General features: G+C 55.7%; 15 protein-coding genes. 12 read left to right on the forward strand and 3 right to left on the reverse strand.

The features are described from left to right. Positions 1-119: 119 nt before the first annotated feature. Positions 120-329 carry a hypothetical protein gene (locus tag H6G13_RS28115; protein WP_190489108.1) on the reverse strand — a complete coding sequence of 70 codons (210 nt, stop codon included), beginning with the start codon at positions 327-329 and terminating at the stop codon, positions 120-122. Between the two features lie 421 nt (positions 330-750). Between H6G13_RS28115 and H6G13_RS28120 the strand changes: the two genes are divergently transcribed. Next, the gene (locus H6G13_RS28120; RefSeq protein ID WP_190489109.1) at positions 751-1551 is read left to right on the forward strand and encodes a glycine zipper domain-containing protein; all 801 of its coding nucleotides are present in this window, start codon (positions 751-753) and stop codon (positions 1549-1551) included. Positions 1552-2208: 657 nt separating this feature from the next. Here the strand turns inward: H6G13_RS28120 and H6G13_RS28125 are convergent. Both H6G13_RS28125 and H6G13_RS28130 read right to left on the reverse strand, forming a co-directional pair. Further along, positions 2209-3366: an IS4 family transposase gene (locus tag H6G13_RS28125; RefSeq protein ID WP_242028585.1), complete on the reverse strand. Its 1158-nt coding sequence runs from the start codon at positions 3364-3366 to the stop codon at positions 2209-2211. A gap of 40 nt (positions 3367-3406) precedes the next feature. Continuing rightward, positions 3407-3505: a transposase DNA-binding-containing protein gene (locus H6G13_RS28130; protein ID WP_190489111.1), complete on the reverse strand. Its 99-nt coding sequence runs from the start codon at positions 3503-3505 to the stop codon at positions 3407-3409. 1385 nt (positions 3506-4890) lie between these two features. Between H6G13_RS28130 and H6G13_RS28135 the strand changes: the two genes are divergently transcribed. The 11 genes from H6G13_RS28135 to H6G13_RS28185 all read left to right on the forward strand — a co-directional run bounded on the left by H6G13_RS28135 (position 4891) and on the right by H6G13_RS28185 (position 16575). Continuing rightward, positions 4891-6627: a phage tail sheath subtilisin-like domain-containing protein gene (locus H6G13_RS28135; RefSeq protein ID WP_190489112.1), complete on the forward strand. Its 1737-nt coding sequence runs from the start codon at positions 4891-4893 to the stop codon at positions 6625-6627. A 23-nt stretch (positions 6628-6650) separates the two neighbouring features. Continuing rightward, entirely contained in the window at positions 6651-7178 is a 528-nt protein-coding gene (locus tag H6G13_RS28140) for a phage tail protein (protein WP_190489113.1), read from the forward strand. 116 nt (positions 7179-7294) lie between these two features. Then, a complete protein-coding gene (locus H6G13_RS28145; protein WP_190489114.1) occupies positions 7295-8068 on the forward strand; it encodes a phage baseplate protein in 774 nt (257 codons plus the stop codon). Continuing rightward, positions 8065-9303, forward strand: coding sequence for a hypothetical protein (locus H6G13_RS28150; RefSeq protein WP_190489115.1), 1239 nt, complete (start codon positions 8065-8067; stop codon positions 9301-9303). Before H6G13_RS28145 ends, H6G13_RS28150 begins: the two co-directional genes overlap by 4 nt. Next, positions 9300-10574: a DUF4255 domain-containing protein gene (locus tag H6G13_RS28155; protein ID WP_190489116.1), complete on the forward strand. Its 1275-nt coding sequence runs from the start codon at positions 9300-9302 to the stop codon at positions 10572-10574. Before H6G13_RS28150 ends, H6G13_RS28155 begins: the two co-directional genes overlap by 4 nt. Continuing rightward, positions 10571-12538, forward strand: a complete 1968-nt coding sequence (locus tag H6G13_RS28160; RefSeq protein WP_190489119.1) for an ATP-binding protein — start codon at positions 10571-10573, stop codon at positions 12536-12538. Before H6G13_RS28155 ends, H6G13_RS28160 begins: the two co-directional genes overlap by 4 nt. Positions 12539-12540: 2 nt before the next feature. Next, positions 12541-12798 (forward strand): hypothetical protein, encoded by a 258-nt coding sequence (locus H6G13_RS28165; RefSeq protein ID WP_190489121.1) that lies wholly within the window; start codon positions 12541-12543, stop codon positions 12796-12798. Further along, entirely contained in the window at positions 12795-14288 is a 1494-nt protein-coding gene (locus H6G13_RS28170) for a DUF4157 domain-containing protein (RefSeq protein ID WP_190489123.1), read from the forward strand. The genes H6G13_RS28165 and H6G13_RS28170 overlap by 4 nt, the downstream gene beginning before the upstream one ends. A 191-nt stretch (positions 14289-14479) precedes the next feature. Then, positions 14480-15133: a hypothetical protein gene (locus H6G13_RS28175; protein ID WP_190489125.1), complete on the forward strand. Its 654-nt coding sequence runs from the start codon at positions 14480-14482 to the stop codon at positions 15131-15133. Between the two features lie 48 nt (positions 15134-15181). Continuing rightward, positions 15182-15472 carry a LysM domain-containing protein gene (locus H6G13_RS28180; RefSeq protein WP_190489127.1) on the forward strand — a complete coding sequence of 97 codons (291 nt, stop codon included), beginning with the start codon at positions 15182-15184 and terminating at the stop codon, positions 15470-15472. A 2-nt stretch (positions 15473-15474) separates the two neighbouring features. Beyond that, positions 15475-16575, forward strand: a complete 1101-nt coding sequence (locus tag H6G13_RS28185) for a hypothetical protein (protein WP_190489129.1) — start codon at positions 15475-15477, stop codon at positions 16573-16575.

Below are 16575 nucleotides of genomic sequence, written 5' to 3' on the forward strand. Positions count from 1 at the left end.
ACACCTCAAGCACTGCAACAAGCACTGAGGCAAATTGTCACCGAGGAGATTTCAGAAAGCAATGCCATTGCTTGGTTCGCTCACTGTGGCTTATTCACGTGAAATTCGCTGTAGGCAGTTCAGACAGTAATCGCTGAACTGATGGCGCAGCTCTCCTGACCGTCTTCCCCGGGGCGCAGCAAAACATCCTCAAAGACCTTTGCGATCGCACCTCCAACGACGCCTACAACAGCGCTCGCCACGGGCAGGGGCACTAGTTCTCTTCCGTTATCACTGTAATCAATCGGATTTGCGATCGCATTCGCTGCTGATTCGGGCTCTGGCGTCACAAAGCAGGTTTCCCCAATCAGCTTAAGAATCCTCCACTCTGGTCACGACCTAGCCCTGGTTGTGGGTAACTCTAGCCTTACCTATCGCTCTACCCGTTCTCTTAAACATCGTCACTGCTTGCTTTGACCCACTTCTGTCAGGCAGCCAGGCTGATTAGCCTTTAAGATTTTAGGTTATTTGACCTAATTTTTTCGGGATCCCTACTGTATCAATATCAGGAGCTACTAGTAACGCTAGCGAATGGTTGTTTGAGCATTATCTGAGCATTAGCATTATCTGAGCATTAGAAGATTGAATCGATAGCAAAGCCTATAACTATTGACTGAAATAGCTTCTAGAAAGACCGGTCTTTGAGACGATGTATCAATTGGCCCTGGTTGATACACTTTATGTAGAAATAAAGACGGAAAAAATTATCTCATGACAAGCGCAAGCAGTAACCAAAATCCATCTGGAGAGCCTTATGAAAAGTTTGTAATCCAGACTACCGATTCCCCTTCTGCCCAATCTGACCAGACAGAGAAAACTGAAGAAAATCAAAGCGGTGAGCATACCGTAGCTAAAGCTGTTGGCGCTGCCGGAGGTAGTGTTGCAGGCGCGACAGTTGGTAGAATGGTCGCCGGTAAAATGGGCGCAGCCATTGGCGCTGTAGGTGGCGCTATCGCAGGTGCAGCCATTGGTGATCAAGCCGCTACTAACATGGACCACCAAATAGAAAATGCGACGGGTTCAATCAAGGATGCCGCTGAAAGCGTTGCCCATCAGGTTGAGGATACCCTTGATAGCGTTAAAGCAAAGATTGATGAAACCGATGTCAAAGGGCTAGCTGAGTCCGCAAAGCAGAAGATCAACGAAGCGGATGTCCAGGGTGTTAGTCAATCTATTCAAGGCAAAATTGACGAAGCAGATGTTCGCGGCGTAAGCCAGTCTGTAAAAGGCAAAATTGACGAAGCAGACGTTCGCGGCGTAAGCCAGTCTGTAAAAGGCAAAATTGACGAAGCAGACGTTCGCGGCGTCACAGATTCTGCCAAAAGAACAATTAATGATGATGTAAGGCCTGCGATCAAGAACACCATCAATCAAACATCTCAAAAAGCTAAAGATGTGGCCAACAGCGCAGCTTCAGCGGCAAAGAACACCATAGAGGAACCCTCCTCTATAAACAATACGAAGCCACCGGCTTGGAAAGATCCTTCGATTGAGCAAAAGATCTACGAGTAATTAAGGGAAGCCTTAACTCGTCTTTATCCAATCAGCGATGACCACATTGCCCGGTTGAGTACAACGCTACCATCAGCTTTATAAATTCCATAGCAGCAAGTTCCTCAGGTCTTTACCTCAATTGAGCTTGCTGCTTCCCTTTTGGATCAAATCGATAAAGGCGAACTCAGAAGAAGCAGACGCCGCAAGCTGCTTGACCAAGGAGCACTTGCGATCTTCACTCTCAGTTATCCCTGCTTCGCGGTCTCATCTTGCAATAGGCACCTAGCGAGCTGGATCACTCCGTCTCCGCTTGCTAGCGAAATAACGGGTTACCTAACACCTGGATACAGCTAGGTAGATATAGATTGCAGGTGTAAACTGCAGATATAGATTTATGGATATAGTTGCGTAAATACGGATGCATGAATGGGGATGGATGATTAAATTTTTAGATACACATGGAAGTGGAAATAAATGAATACACTTATCGTCTCTCGCCGCTACTCGGGGCCGCGACCGCTCACACATAAACCTGATTCCTCTTAAAAAAAAGAAGGGTTTAGAATTTTGTCAATAAAGTTTTATGTCAACTTATAGCTCGATCTGCTAGAAAGCTCTCCCCCAGAACTTCTTTGTCCTTTACTTGCATCTATCGTTACATTCCAAGGCTGCTTATCATCCCGTTTGCGGGTTACAGGAGAGGGAAGCTTCCAACAGAAACCACGTTGTTGCCATGTCGTGCAGCCGTTGCAACCCTCGCCACAGCGTCTTGACGCCAGGATTGCCGTCCCCTTTACGGTTCAAATAACCCCCTAACTGAGCAATCCATTCAATACTCTGGCCTAATGTCGGTGCCTCTTTCGGCGGTTGGGTCGTCCGATGTACCCGGCAGAACAACGCTTCCCACTGGTGGCGCTCCAATATCCCTTCTACTGTCTGCTCACGGTTCTGCCGGGCTTCGTAGCTCAGCCACAGTAGTCGCCATGCCACTATCGTGTACGTTGCCAGCGCCCGTTGCAGTCCTTCTGCACGCTTTAGTTGCAAGGCTTCCACGCCACAGCCGCTCTTCAGTATGTAATGCAGTCGTTCTATAAGCCAGCGCAGGGCATATCTTCTCAAGTTCTCTTTTGCTGCCTCTAGGCTTCCTATCGCCAGGGTTGCCAGCAGCATCCACTCTACTGCTGCTTCTTTCTCGGGCCGCTTCTCTTCCTTGGCCATAATTACTGAAATTGGGATCGCTCCTAGATGTCCTTTCCCCTGTGGCGGCTGCAGCCATAGGCGCGTGTATCGCACACTCAGGGTTGCTTCGCGGGGCGCTCGTCTTGGGGTTCGTTGCAGCGCTATCGTCATCTCCCCGGACACCGCGATCGTCTCCATCACCTTAAACAGGGCTTTGATCTCGCTTGCGCCTGGTTCGCTTTTCGTACTGCGGTTCTGCGCTGCGCGGATCAGTAGTTCTGAATTAGCTCGGCGGGGGTGGGCAAACAGCTCGTAGATGTCTCCTTCACGGTCTGCTATCGTGATTACTCTCGTTGCTTCGGGCACTTGTTGCTGCACTGCTTCCAGGCATTCCAACCACCGATAGCTTTCCTTTTCCTCTATTCCTCGCCGTCGGCCCGGGCGACGGCTCTGCATATCGCGGGTCCAGCTCTTCTGCTGAAGCACACCTAACGGCACTCCGGCATCGCTCACACATAGGGCTGTGTGCACTTTGATCCCTTTGCCTGATGGGTCGCTGATAGGACCTAATCCACGTGTACGGCGCAGTGTCGTATACACCAGATCGCTCGTGTCTTGGCACACCAGGACCGTTTCATGGCCACTCAAGCGCATCACGGTACTTAGTTGGTGGCCACTCAAGATGCTCTCCGCCTTAATGCGTCGACAGCGCTTGCACCATTGCGATCAGCCGTTTCGTTAGCCGCGCATCGCCTAGTTCCGTTCCACTCAGTTCCGCTTCTACCCAGCTCATTCTTCGCTCCTTTTAGATGCACCAGTCCAGTCCCTTTGACACTACTGGTTTCACTTTCTGCCACATCTATTTGCCCTATTTCTCTTCATATCCTGCGGAAGTTAGGCAAGTTCTTCGGGAGTTAGCTCTCTGCTTCTTCTTAATTGCCACTTTTTAATACCTGCTGCCATCCATATTCACGCTCTAGCCACTCTTTTTTCGATTTTTCTCTTTTGAATAAATACTGGTGTAAGTTCTAGGTAAATATGCTCTCTGAGTCTGCACTCCAAATTTGTTGCAGATTCGTTACTAATTTTTAAGGGAAAGTCTCTCAACAGCTTTCACTGCAATGCTTTTCAGATTCCGCTTTCCTAATTTCCCTAATTCACCTTTCTACACGCTTCTTCTCACCTCTTATTCCACTCCTTACAGAACTTCTCCTAATTTGACTGTCTTGAAATAAGTCTGGATTGTTTGAAGACTGGAAAAGGCCGCTGGATCTAGCTTTTAAGGGCCTCTGAAATGTTAAGAAATGTCTGTGTAAAGCATAGGTATAAGTTCGAGCGCGCCAGAAAAATGAATGACTGGACGAACCGCATTGTGAACCTATGTAAAGAGATGCATAGTTAGTATTCCTCTGCTGTGAGTAGTGGTTAGAAGCCTCATGTACAGTGACTTTTTATTTGCCGTGGAGACACATTAGTGCCGTTAAAGCAGCAAAGCTAAATTGGGATTGCTTTCTCCGCCTTAAGCCAGCTTGGCAGTGCCGATGGTTAGACGATGGATGGCTGAGCAACCTCTCTGTAGTTCTGCAATAGAGAAGGTTTTGTTCAACGACACGAATTTGTCTCGATGTCATTTAATTTGGCACTGTACACTTGCAATGGGCACCCAGCGAGCTGAATCACTCCGTCTCCGCTTGCTAGCGAAATAACGGGTTACCTAATACTTAGATACAGATAGGTAGATATAGATTTCAGGTATGGATTGCAGATATGGATTTATGGATATAGATTCATGGATACAGATGTATGAGTGGGGATGGATGAGTGGGGATGGATGATTAGATTTCTAAATGCGCATGGAAGTGGAACATCAAAATGACCCGTAGGGGTAATAGCCACCGCCAAAAGCATTAGCCATACTGTGAACATTCCCAGGGAAGTTTTTCTTTATCATCTCTTAAAACAAGAATCTGCTTCCTGTCAGCGGCCTTTCCCGAGCGAATTCTTGGCTCAAAGCCACTGTCACTTTGACTTTTGTCGATTGTAAAAGCTGCCAGAGCAAGCTTTTTGCCATCTCTGGCACAAATTGCCTTACCCCTATCTCAGGTTTCAGCTGCACCTATTTAGGTTCCCAGGGATGGGGCTGGATTGGTTCTCAACTTGTGCCTAAGGAGAAAGCTCATGCCCATTATGCCGACTTATCCGGGCGTTTATATCGAAGAGGTACCCAGTGGGGTACGCACCATTACAGGGGTCGCCACCTCGATTACGGCCTTTGTTGGTCGGGCCTTGCGCGGTCCAGTCAACGAGCCTATCACGATCAACAGCTATGGTGATTTTGAGCGTACCTTTGGAGGCCTCTGGAAGGAGAGCACTCTAGGTTACGCCGTGCGCGACTTTTACCTCAACGGCGGCAGCCGAGCCATTATTGTGCGGCTGTTTCAAGCCCCGCAGCCCCCGGCAGCGCCTGCGGAGGGCGAAGAAGCCGATCCGGCTGCAGCCCTTGGGCCAAAATCTGCGCTGTCCTTGGGGAGCCTGACGCTAGAAGCTGCCTACGAGGGCACATGGGGGCAGCACCTGCGGGGTGAAGCAGAACCCGTTAGCCCTACCGTAGCGACTGCAATCGCTGAACGGATGGGCTTAGAAACCGCAGACATCTTTAATCTGACGGTGCGCGACGCTGCACCGGGTGGCGCAACAGAGACCTTCCGTAACATCTCGCTCAAAGACAGTCCCCGCCGCATCGATAAGGTGCTGGCAGCGGAGTCTAAGCTGGTGCGCTGGCAGGGAGAATTGGCAGCGGATAGTCTGCCTGCAGTGCCAACAGCGAAGGTTACTGATGAGGTTACCGCAGCAGAAGAGGCCCTGGAAGAAGCTGAAAAGGCCCTGGCAGCGGCCAAACGCAACGGTACTGATGTCGCTGCTCCTCAGGCCGCTGTGGATGAGGCTAAGGACGACATGTTAGAGGCTAAAGCAGCGCGGGCTGCCACCGTAACCGACGGTGTAGAGCTAACCGCCAATAGCTACATCGGCGAGGGCATGGAGGGCAACAAACAAGGACTGTACGCGCTAAAGAAAACAGACCTATTCAACATCCTCTGCATTCCGCCTTTTGCCTATCAGACCTACGACAATGAGGTGCAGCCTCTAGTGGCAGCCGCTGCCAAGTTTTGCGAGGAGAACCGGGCGTTTTACCTGGTGAACCCGCCACTGGAGTGGCGCGATAAAACGAGCGCGATCGCAACCCTAGACGCCATCGGCACCAAGAGCAATTATGCTGCGGTGTACTTCCCGATGCTGGAGCAGCCCAACCCACTGCGGGACAACCAGATGGAGCTGTTTTCTCCCGTGGGCGCGGTAGCCGGCATCTTTGCCCGTACCGATGCCCAGCGCGGTGTCTGGAAAGCGCCTGCGGGCACCGATGCCACCCTGGTGGGTGTACCCAAACTGGCGGTGTCCTTGACCGATGGCGAAAACGGCGAACTCAATCCGCTGGGCATTAACTGCCTGCGCACCCTGCCCGCCGCTGGGCGAGTGGTGTGGGGGGCGCGCACTCTCCAAGGCGACGACCGCCTAGCCTCGGAGTGGAAGTATGTGCCTGTGCGGCGCACCGCCCTGTTCATTGCCGAAAGCCTCTACCGGGGCACCCAGTGGGCCGTCTTTGAGCCCAACGACGAGCCCCTCTGGGCTCAGCTACGGCTCAATATCGGCGCGTTTATGCAGAACCTGTTCCGGCAGGGGGCGTTCCAGGGCAGCACGCCGCAGGAGGCGTATTTGGTTAAGTGCGATAGGGAAACTACCACCCAAAACGACATCAATCTAGGCATTGTCAACGTCGTGGTGGGGTTTGCGCCGCTCAAGCCCGCTGAGTTCGTCATTATCAAAATTCAACAGCTTGCTGGTCAGATTGCCACCTAGATTGCCTCCTAAGGAGTAATGTCATGGTTCAGTTTAGTGTTAACGCCACCCGCCTCGACCCCTACAAGAATTTCAAGTTTCGCGTTAAGTGGGACGGTCGGCCTGTGGCTGGAATTAGCAAAGTTGGTGCCCTCAAGCGCACCACCGAAGTCGTGGAGCACCGGGAAGGAGGCGACCCCAGCACCGTGCTCAAGTCGCCGGGGCAGAGCAAGTACGAACCTATCACCCTGGAGCGCGGTGTCACCCACGACATCGGTTTTGAGCAGTGGGCTAACAAGGTCTGGAACTTTCAATCCGGCCTGGGTTCGGAGGTGTCACTGCGGGACTTTCGCAAGGACATCATCATCGAGATGTACAACGAGGCGGGGCAGCTCGCGATTGCCTACAAGGTCTACCGCTGCTGGGTGTCCGAGTATCAGGCTCTACCCGAACTCGACGCCAGCGCCAATGCCATCGCCATCCAGACGATGACCTTGCAGCATGAGGGTTGGGAGCGTGACTACGCCGTTACCGAGCCAACAGAACCGACATTCACGGAACCGGCTGCCTAGCGGTGGGGCGAAGCATCTGGACAGGAGGTTACCTGCTGTTGCTGAATTTATCTGCCGAATGCTTTGCCCCTACGACCTGTTGCTGCTTTTGATTACCCTTTAAGTAAGGCCACACCATGCACAGCCTGACGGCCCTCGAACTCCTGCAGGTTTGGGAGCAGGGGTTCTCAGCTTCGCCAGTTTGCAGAGCTATGTACCTGCTTGCGATCGCACACCCCTACCACTCCTGGGAAGCCCTCACCCAGCTCAGCATAGGCCGCCGCGACGCTCTGCTGCTGAGCCTGCGGGAGCAGCTCTTTGGCCCCGCCATCGCCAGCGTCAGCCATTGCCCCCAATGCAGCGAGCCGCTGGAGCTAAACTTTAGCGTAGCAGATGTGCGGGTGTTGGAAGGGAAGGCAGAAAGCGAGGAAACCTCCTCTCTCCTCCCTCCTCTCTCCTCCCAAGACAGTTTTTCCCTAAAGGCAGACGACTACGCTGTGCAGTTCCGCCTGCCCAACAGCCTTGATCTAGAAGCGGTTGCGGGATGCGCTGATCTAGCGGAGGCTCAACAGCTGCTGCTGGAGGGCTGCGTTCTCAAGGCGCAGTACCAGGGTGCAGATTGTCCAGTGGCAGAGCTGCCGCAGGCAGCGGTGGATGCGATCGCAAAAGCCATGGCGGAGGGCGACCCCCAGGCTAATGTGCAGATTGCCCTGAGCTGTCCGGCCTGCAGCCATCAGTGGAGTTCGACTTTTGACATTGTTCACTTCGTTTGGGGCGAGCTGCACGCCTGGGCCCAGCGCACTCTAGTGGAAGTGCATCGGCTAGCGCTGGCCTACGGCTGGCGCGAGGCCGACATTCTGGCCATGAGCCCCCAACGCCGCCAGCTTTACCTGGAGATGGTGCAGCGATGATAACCTATCTGACTCAACTCACATCCCGCGTGCTCAATCCAACGGCTGGCCTCCAGCCCCGGTTGGGCTCGCGCTTTGAGCCTGCGCCCCGGGGGTTGGGTGCTCTGACGCTGCCGGAGACGGGGTCTTTGCTGGAGCCGCCAACGGCGGCAGTGGAGCTTGAAGGGGCAGCCGCCCCGGATGAGCTGATTGAGCAGGCAGTGATTCGGGGAAGTGAGCATGTTGGCCGTATGCCTCAATCCAAAGCCCCGTCTGCGCCGCTGCCGCCTTTGTCTTCTGATGCTGCAGCCCTCAGACCACCTTCAACCGCGACAGCTCTGGCCGGGCCGCTCTTCGCGTCTCCGCAAGATCGCCAAAACCACTTGGGAGAATCCTCAACGCCTACGGAACCTGTGGTTCCGCCCCCCTCAAAGGGTATTTCAGCCCTGCCGCCCCCAAATCCTCAAGCACAGTTACCCAAACAGCCGCTTGGCAAAACAGATCGCTTCGCAGCTTCCCTGCATGAACCTTTGCTGCCCTCAGCACCTTCTCTAGGAGCGGCGGAAAATCTGCTGAGAAAGCCTATCGATGGCCCCAACTCAGCTTCCGCAGACCGTCTCGGCCAGCCAACCCCCCGCCCTACTCCAGCGGAGTCTCCTCAAACAGAGTCCTCCCGTATGCTCCCCTTGCCCAAGCCTAGAGCCGGGCAAGCAATTCATCCGGCTTTGCCGCTGTTAAAGGAGGTGAACGGCGCAACCCCATCTCAGCATTTGGGAGGGCAGAAATCCCAGGTTGACCCAGTGCGATCGCAAGCCGCCCCCCTCGAAAAATTACCGCCTGCCCCGTCCTGGCTCAACCCAATTCGACCAGCCTCCCCGGTGGCTCCTGCTGAGGCTCATCCCAGCCGTAGCAGCGCTCGCGCAGAAAACTCTTTAAACGCAACGCCCCCCCTTCTATCCCCAAATAACCTCGCTACTGCGCCCCAACCTACGGCTTCAGTCCTACCCGCTACGCCTTCAAGGGCTGATCTCAGAGCCGCCCAATCCTTACTGCAGCCGCGCGTTGAGCCGCTTCCAGCGGCTACCCCGCAAATTGAGAGCGTGCCTCAGCCAGAGCGCACCACCGTCAATATTTCCATTGGCCGGATTGAGGTGCGGGCCGTGCCGCCGCGCCCTGCTAAAGCCCAACCTTCACGCACCCCGGCGGCTTCAGCCACTAGCCTCAGTACCTACTTGCATTCGGGAGGTCAGCGATGAGTAATGCCCTTGCGATCGCAGCCGTCACCCTCACCCTGCGCAGCTTGATCGACCGCAACCTGCCCGACGATTTAGCCGGGGCTTCGGTCACGGCCAAACCGCCGGATAAAGCCGTGAGCGGCAGCGGCGGTCCCAGCAGCGGCAACCAGATCAACCTCTTTCTGTATCAGACCGAAATCAACCCTAGCTGGCGCAACCTGCCTCTGCCCGATCAGGTGCGCTCTGGCGAAAGCGGCCATCCGCCCCTAGCGCTGAACCTGCACTACCTGATCACCGCCTACGGCGAGGACGACGACGACACCCGCAGCCACCGTTTGCTGGGTCAGGCCATGGGCACCCTGCACGACCACCCCATCCTTGGCCCCGAAGAAATCGAGCTGGCCACCGCCACCGAACTCCCCAGCAGCAATCTGCATCAGCAGATCGAGAGCGTCCGCATTGTGCCACACACCCTGTCGCTCGATGAGCTATCGCGGCTATGGACCACCTTTCAGACCCAGTACCGCATTTCTGCCGCCTATCAGGTGTCGGTGGTGCTGATTGAGAGCCGCCGCGCCGCACGCACGCCGCTGCCCGTACTCCGTCGGGGTCGTGATGACGAGGGCATTACGGTGCAGGGCGATCTCACTCCGCCCGTACCCACCCTCGCCACCCTAGAGCTGCCCCGCCGTCAGCCCAGTCTGCGCCTCGGTGAAACCCTCAAGATTATCGGGACGCGACTGGCGGGCAGCAATCTGGAAGTGCGCTTCCAGCACCCCCGCTTAGAAGCTGCGCTCACTGCAGAAATTCTCTCCCAGAGCGCTACAGAGCTGGAGGTGCGTCTGCCAGAACCGGGAGATGCCGCCGCTGCCGATGCGCCTCAGAACCAGTGGCTGCCAGGGGTTTACACCGTGCAGGTGGCCGTCCAGCTGCAGGGCGAAGACGCGCAGCGCCTGACCAACGCGCTCCCGGTGGCGCTGGCCCCCCAGATCGTCACCACCCCGCCCATTGGTGTTGCAACCGATGCCGCCACAGGCATCACTACCCTCACCGTGCAGACCCTCCCCAGCGTGCTGTCAGAGCAGCGGGCGGCACTGTTGCTGGGCAACCGTGAACTGCTGGCCCAGCCCCGCAGCGATCGCACTAATACCCTGGTATTCCAGGTGACGGATATGCCAACGGGCGACTACTTTGTGCGCCTGCGCATCGACGGTGCTGACAGCCTGCTGGTGCAGGACTTTGAAGCCCGACCGCCCCAGTTTGACCCCACCCAGCAGGTAACCCTACCATGAACGACCTGACCCGCTGGCACCAGCAGAACGAAGCCTATCTAGCCGAAGCCCTGACCTGGCTCAGATCCCGGATGTATGCCTACATCAGCGCCGCCGCTTCTCCAGAAGATCCTCCCCCTGCCGCCATGCTACCCCAGTGGCAGCCGCCCCCAAACTACGATCTGCCGCCCCCGGCGCTCGTGCTCCTGAGCCAGCGCCTGGGGCTCTCTGGCTTTGAGCAGGAACTGCTGCTGCTATGCGCCGCCATGGAGCTAGACACCCGCATCGCCAGCCTCTGTGCCCAAGCCCAGGACAATCTCCAGGCGGCATATCCCACCTTTGCCCTGGGCTTTGCCCTGTTTGCCGATCCGGCTTGGGAAGCCCTCTCCCCAGAGCGGCCCCTGCGCTACTGGCGGCTGCTGGAGATTAACCAGCCCGGAGCCCAGCCCCTGACTACCAGCCCACTGCGGGCCGATGAGCGCATCGTCAGCTATCTCAAGGGATTGAATTATATAGATGATCGCCTCTCGACCCTGCTGGTGCCCATAGAACCTCTATCGGGCGACGACTTGCTGGCTCCTTCCCAGCTCGAAACAGTGCAGTCGGCGCTCGGTCAACACCAAATAGCAAGCCTGTCTCGCCCGCCGCTGCTCCAGCTCATTGGCTCTGACCCACTGAGTAAGCAGGTCGTGGCCCAGCACGTGGCCCAGCAGTTGGGACTCTCGCTCTACAGCCTGCCGGTCAACCTGCTGCCCAGCCCCATCCATGAACTGGAAGACTTGGTGCGCCTGTGGCAGCGAGAGAGCCTACTGCTGCCCTTTACCCTCTATCTGGACGCCCACGAGGTGGACCAAATCCCAACGGCGCTAGAGCAGTTTTTGGCCCGCAGCCGCACCCTGCTGTTTCTCAGCAGCCGCGATGTCAGCCCCCAGCTTTCTCGGCCCGTGATTGTGCTGGATGTCGATAGACCCATGGCGGCAGAGCAGGCGGCGCTGTGGCGGCAGCACCTCGGGCCAACGGTCAATGAAGCCGCTTTGGCAGGGCAGTTTAATTTGAGTGCGATCGCAATCCACCAAATCGCCCAAGCCGAACTGCTGCAGCCCCAGCCTTACCCAGATTCTCTCTGGCAAGCCTGCCTGGCCAAAACTCGTCCTCAGCTCGACCGTCTGGCCCAGCGCCTCGACACCAAAGCTACCTGGGACGACATCGTGTTACCCCCCGAAGAAATGGGTCTGCTGCGCCAGATTTCCGAGCAGGTGCAGCAGCGCAGTACCGTCTATCAAGACTGGGGCTTTGACCAGCGTATGAACCGGGGCTTTGGCATCAGCGCCCTGTTTGCGGGCGACAGCGGCACAGGCAAAACCATGGCCGCCGAGGTCATCGCCAACGATCTACGCCTGAACCTCTACCGCATTGACCTGTCCTCCGTTGTCAGCAAATACATCGGCGAAACCGAAAAGAACCTGCGGCGGTTGTTCGATGCTGCCGAAGACGGCGGCGCAATCCTCTTTTTCGACGAGGCCGACGCCCTCTTTGGCAAACGCAGCGAAGTCAAAGACAGCCACGATCGCTACGCCAATATCGAAATCAACTACCTGCTCCAGCGCATCGAAGCCTACCGGGGCCTGGCGATTCTGGCCACCAACCTAAAAAGTTCCCTCGATGCCGCCCTTATGCGTCGCCTGCGCTTTGTGATTACCTTTTCCTACCCGGCCATACCCCAGCGTCAGGAAATGTGGCAAAAAGCCTTTCCCCCCTCGGTGCCCCTGGAGACCCTAGACTATGCCCGCCTAGCCCGCCTCAGCTTGACCGGCGGCAACATCCACAGCATTGCCCTCAACGCGGCGTTTCTGGCCGCCAATGCTGGCACCCCCGTCAATATGCCCCTGGTGCTCTCGGCGGCCCGCACCGAGTTTCGCAAGCTAGGGCGATCCATTAACGAAGCCGAATTTCGCTGGCAAGAACCCGCTGCGCTGGGGAGGTAACGATGGATATCAATCTGCACATTGAACGTCTGGTACTGGATGGGGTGACGCTGACCCCGGCCCAGCAGCGCCAGCTTCAGGCCAGCGTTAAAACCGAGCTAGGCCGTTTGATTACCGAAAGCGGCCTAGGCGACTATCTGCACAGCCGATCATCGGTACATCGCCTAACCCCAGGCCCCATCGAAGTGGCTGAACAGCCCGACCCCACCCAGCTCGGTACCCAAATTGCCCAGGCCCTCTATCAAGGTATTGGATCATGACCCGTCAAGCCCTTGTCAATACTGTGCTCAATCCTGCCCATCAGCCTACTTTGCCCAAGGCAGTTCTACAGAAAACTATTCTCCAACGCAGACATTCATCAAATGGAATGCGTTCTTTAGGTGAACTGAGCTTGCCACATCTTGGCAGCGGGGAAACCGGCCTGGAAACTACGCCCGTGAGGACGATAACACCTCTGCCCAACGCTTTAAAGACTGGCTTGGAGAACCTTTCAGGAATGGATTTATCTGGCGTAAGAGTACACCACAATTCGCCAGAACCCGCTCAACTAAATGCGTTGGCCTACGCTCAGGGTCGAGACATTCACATTGGCCCAGGGCAGCAAAAACATCTCGCGCATGAAGGGTGGCACGTGGTGCAGCAGATGCAGGGGCGTGTTAGCCCAACAATGCAAATGAGAGGGATTACCCTCAACGACGACAGCCAGTTGGAGAGGGAAGCTGATGACATGGCGCTGAAAGCCTTACAGCTACAGCCGACTCTAGATGCTTCTCCTAGGACAACTCCACATAGGAGTATTAGCCCTATAGCTCCCATTCAGAGGTGGGTAAATTTAGGCACTGAACGATGGCAGGTTCCAGCTTTCACTGAGCGTGTAATGACAGTATGGACAGGGACTAAAGACGAATGGAAAAGTGTACTCAACAACATGGATGATGATGATGAATACGATGCAAGGCTTCAAGGTTTCCTTGAAGTTTCTAACGATCCATCGATAGTGGGCCGAACCACCCCACCCTCACACTTGGGTAATGTTCCCTATACCAATACCATCGTTCGGGCTCCTAATAACGCTGAAAAACTTGAATTTCTTCGGGCTTTATATGAAATGAGTGGCAGTTTGGACTTATGGCGGGGCGGAGCATTAGAAGGCGGACCTTGGACATATTACGCTGAAAAAGACCTGTCAACCTTTATAAGTGAAAACCAGGGAATGTTAATTTCTGATGTGTCTAATCGAGGCCAAGTAATTGATTCTGCAGGAGTAGGGGCGATCGCAGAACAAGGCGGTAGAAGACCCGCAATGGCAATGATTATGAACGCAAGTGCAACTGCCCATAAGGGTGTTGATCTGGTCATGACTGCCAATCGCTTGAGTGGACAAGCTCGTGAATCTGGCCATGCAAGGGCAATGGAAACTGTACGCAACTCAGGCCGAGTTATTCGTGAAACTCTAAAGGCTCATGATGCTAGAGTGGCATTTGAGCAGCTAGTAGTCGGTACTATTTTCGATACTGTCTGGGGTATGATTCCAGGTGGAGGCACCTTAACTAGTGCGGCTAAAGGGCTTTTGAAATTAGGTTTGAAAGAAGCCCTTAAAAAGTCTCAAGCAGAAAGCGGCCCAGGAGCTCAAGCAGAAGCAATCAATAATGAGTTTGTTGCGACCTGCAACAGATTAGTTGATAGAGGCGAAATTACCTCTGCAGATGCTCAGGATGCGATTAACGGTTTTGAAGCTGTACGCCGTTAATCGCAATTTATCTACCGTTGCTTTCAGCCTACTTAAAGATGACCCGCGTGGGTACTGTTATTTGCTTCAAGGCTTTTCCATACTTAGAGCTATGAGGTAACTCATAGCCAAAAGATTTTCCCACCTCTTTCATCTCCTTAAGTGAGAATGCTGCCGTTCTCGCCACTGTTTCGCCTTAGCTTATAACCCTTATGACTTCTTTCCCGGGTTCACCACGGCTATTCAAGGGAGCCATCATCGGCATGGATCCGATGAATCCTCTGGCCAGCGTCATTATTTTTCAGTACAACCCTGAAACCATGAGCCGCCAGGTTGAGGCGCGTTCCACGGGGGGCGAGGAAGGGGCGCGGGGCGAGGCCTTTCGGCTTTCGGGACCGCCTAAGGAAACCATCAGCCTCAGCGTAGAGATCGATGCCACCGACCAGCTAGAGCAAACGAACCCGGTGGCGGTGGCTTCTGGGGTTTACCCCACCCTCTCGGCATTGGAGATGCTGCTGTACCCCAAGAGCAGTGCGGTGCTCAAAAACATTGGTCTGGCCCAAATCGGCAATATCGAAATCATTCCTCCCGAAGCGCCGATGACGCTGTTTGTTTGGGGACCGCAGCGCGTAGTGCCGGTGAGGCTGACCAGCTTCAGCATTACCGAAGAGGCTTACGACACGATGCTCAACCCGATTCGGGCCAAGGCCGATCTGTCTTTGCAGGTGCTCAGCTACCACGACTTGAAGGTGACCAATGCCGGGCACAGCCTGTTCATGGTGCATCAGGTGGCTAAGGAAGCCCTGGCAACGGCCAACGTACTCAACAGCCTGCAAAACGTAGGCGTTTCTTTAAGGCTGTTCTAACCCCTGTTGTTTGCCCCTGTTATTTGCCGTTGTGTAGGAGCAAAGTGTATGTTTCCCCCCACCAGCCGTTACGCCCAGACCGAAACAGCCCAGCTTACGACCGCCGCCGGACGGCAGGTGGTCTACCTGCGGCGGCGTTTTCTGCCCAAGACGATGCCGCCAACGCAGGCGGAGCACAAGGTGGTCGAGGGCGATCGGATCGACAACATTACGGCGCAGTACCTGGGCGATCCGGAGCAGTTTTGGCGGGTCTGCGATGCTAATCGGGCGATGCACCCCGATGAGATGACCGCCGAAATCGGGCGGACACTCGACATTCCGCTGATTTTGGGAGGTTAGCCATGTTTGACCAGGGTGTGCGGCTACAGCTCATGATTGGCTCCACGGTGCCTCTGCCAGTCCCTTACGACTTGGTGGACGCGCTGGAGGCAGTCGAGGTGGAGAACAACGACCAGGGCTTTGACGGCTTCAAGCTGAGCTTTAACCTGACTAAATCGCCGCTGCTGGACTACGACCTGCTGAGCAGCGGCCTGCTGGAGCCGCCTAGCCGGGTGATTATCGGGGTGACTGTGGGCGTGCTGCCCCAGGTGCTGATCGATGGGGTGATTACGCGCCATGAAACAATGGCCAGCAACCAGCCGGGAGCCTCGACGCTGCATGTCTATGGCCGCGACATTTCTCAAATGCTAGACCTGGAGGAGCACAGTGAAACCTACCCTAACCAGTCAGACTCGCTGATTGTGCTGCGGCTGCTGGGGCAATACGCCCGTCTAGGACTGGTGCCGGATGTCGCCTCGACCGAGGACTTTCCGGTGGAGCTTGAGCGCACTCCCAGCCAGCAGGGCACCGACCTGAGCTACATTCGGGCACTGGCCCAGCGCAACAGCTTTGTGTTTTATATCGAGCCAACGCCGATTCCGGGCGTAACCACGGCCTACTGGGGGCGGGAGAACCGTCTGGGGGCTCCCCAACCGCCGCTGGCGATTAACCAGGCATCGCAGTCGAACGTGGATGAGCCGATGAACTTTGGCTTTGACGCGCTGGCGGCCACGGAACCCCAGGTGAGTATTTTGGAACCCACCACGGGGCTGCGGATTCAGGTTCCGGTGCCTGTGAGTCTGCAGCCGTCGCTGGCCACCCAGGTCGCACAGCCGCTGCGGCGGACAGTGCCGAGGGGGACGGCGAATTTGAGTTTGACTCAGGCGATGTTGCGATCGCAAGCAGCCACCAGCGACTCTGACGAAGTAGCCACCACCAGCGGCGAGGTCGATACCGTGCGCTACGGCCACGTGCTGCAGGCGCGGCGGCTGGTGCGCGTGGTCGGCGCAGGCCGCACCAACAGCGGCACCTACTACGTCAAGAGCGTCACCCATCGACTCAGCCGAGGCCAGTACAAGCAGACCTTTGAGCTTACCCGCGAAGGTCGGGGAGCCTTAATCTAA

It is taken from the genome of Pseudanabaena sp. FACHB-2040, assembly GCF_014696715.1.
Taxonomy (GTDB): Bacteria; Cyanobacteriota; Cyanobacteriia; order Phormidesmidales; family Phormidesmidaceae; genus JACVSF01.

Coding starts and splice junctions, on each gene's coding strand:
- H6G13_RS28120 (WP_190489109.1), top strand. CDS start 751: ATGACAAGCGCAAGCAGTAACCAAAATCCATCTGGAGAGCCTTATGAA.
- H6G13_RS28125 (WP_242028585.1), bottom strand. CDS start 3,366: ATGCGCTTGAGTGGCCATGAAACGGTCCTGGTGTGCCAAGACACGAGC.
- H6G13_RS28130 (WP_190489111.1), bottom strand. CDS start 3,505: ATGAGCTGGGTAGAAGCGGAACTGAGTGGAACGGAACTAGGCGATGCG.
- H6G13_RS28135 (WP_190489112.1), top strand. CDS start 4,891: ATGCCCATTATGCCGACTTATCCGGGCGTTTATATCGAAGAGGTACCC.
- H6G13_RS28140 (WP_190489113.1), top strand. CDS start 6,651: ATGGTTCAGTTTAGTGTTAACGCCACCCGCCTCGACCCCTACAAGAAT.
- H6G13_RS28145 (WP_190489114.1), top strand. CDS start 7,295: ATGCACAGCCTGACGGCCCTCGAACTCCTGCAGGTTTGGGAGCAGGGG.
- H6G13_RS28150 (WP_190489115.1), top strand. CDS start 8,065: ATGATAACCTATCTGACTCAACTCACATCCCGCGTGCTCAATCCAACG.
- H6G13_RS28155 (WP_190489116.1), top strand. CDS start 9,300: ATGAGTAATGCCCTTGCGATCGCAGCCGTCACCCTCACCCTGCGCAGC.
- H6G13_RS28160 (WP_190489119.1), top strand. CDS start 10,571: ATGAACGACCTGACCCGCTGGCACCAGCAGAACGAAGCCTATCTAGCC.
- H6G13_RS28165 (WP_190489121.1), top strand. CDS start 12,541: ATGGATATCAATCTGCACATTGAACGTCTGGTACTGGATGGGGTGACG.
- H6G13_RS28170 (WP_190489123.1), top strand. CDS start 12,795: ATGACCCGTCAAGCCCTTGTCAATACTGTGCTCAATCCTGCCCATCAG.
- H6G13_RS28175 (WP_190489125.1), top strand. CDS start 14,480: ATGACTTCTTTCCCGGGTTCACCACGGCTATTCAAGGGAGCCATCATC.
- H6G13_RS28180 (WP_190489127.1), top strand. CDS start 15,182: ATGTTTCCCCCCACCAGCCGTTACGCCCAGACCGAAACAGCCCAGCTT.
- H6G13_RS28185 (WP_190489129.1), top strand. CDS start 15,475: ATGTTTGACCAGGGTGTGCGGCTACAGCTCATGATTGGCTCCACGGTG.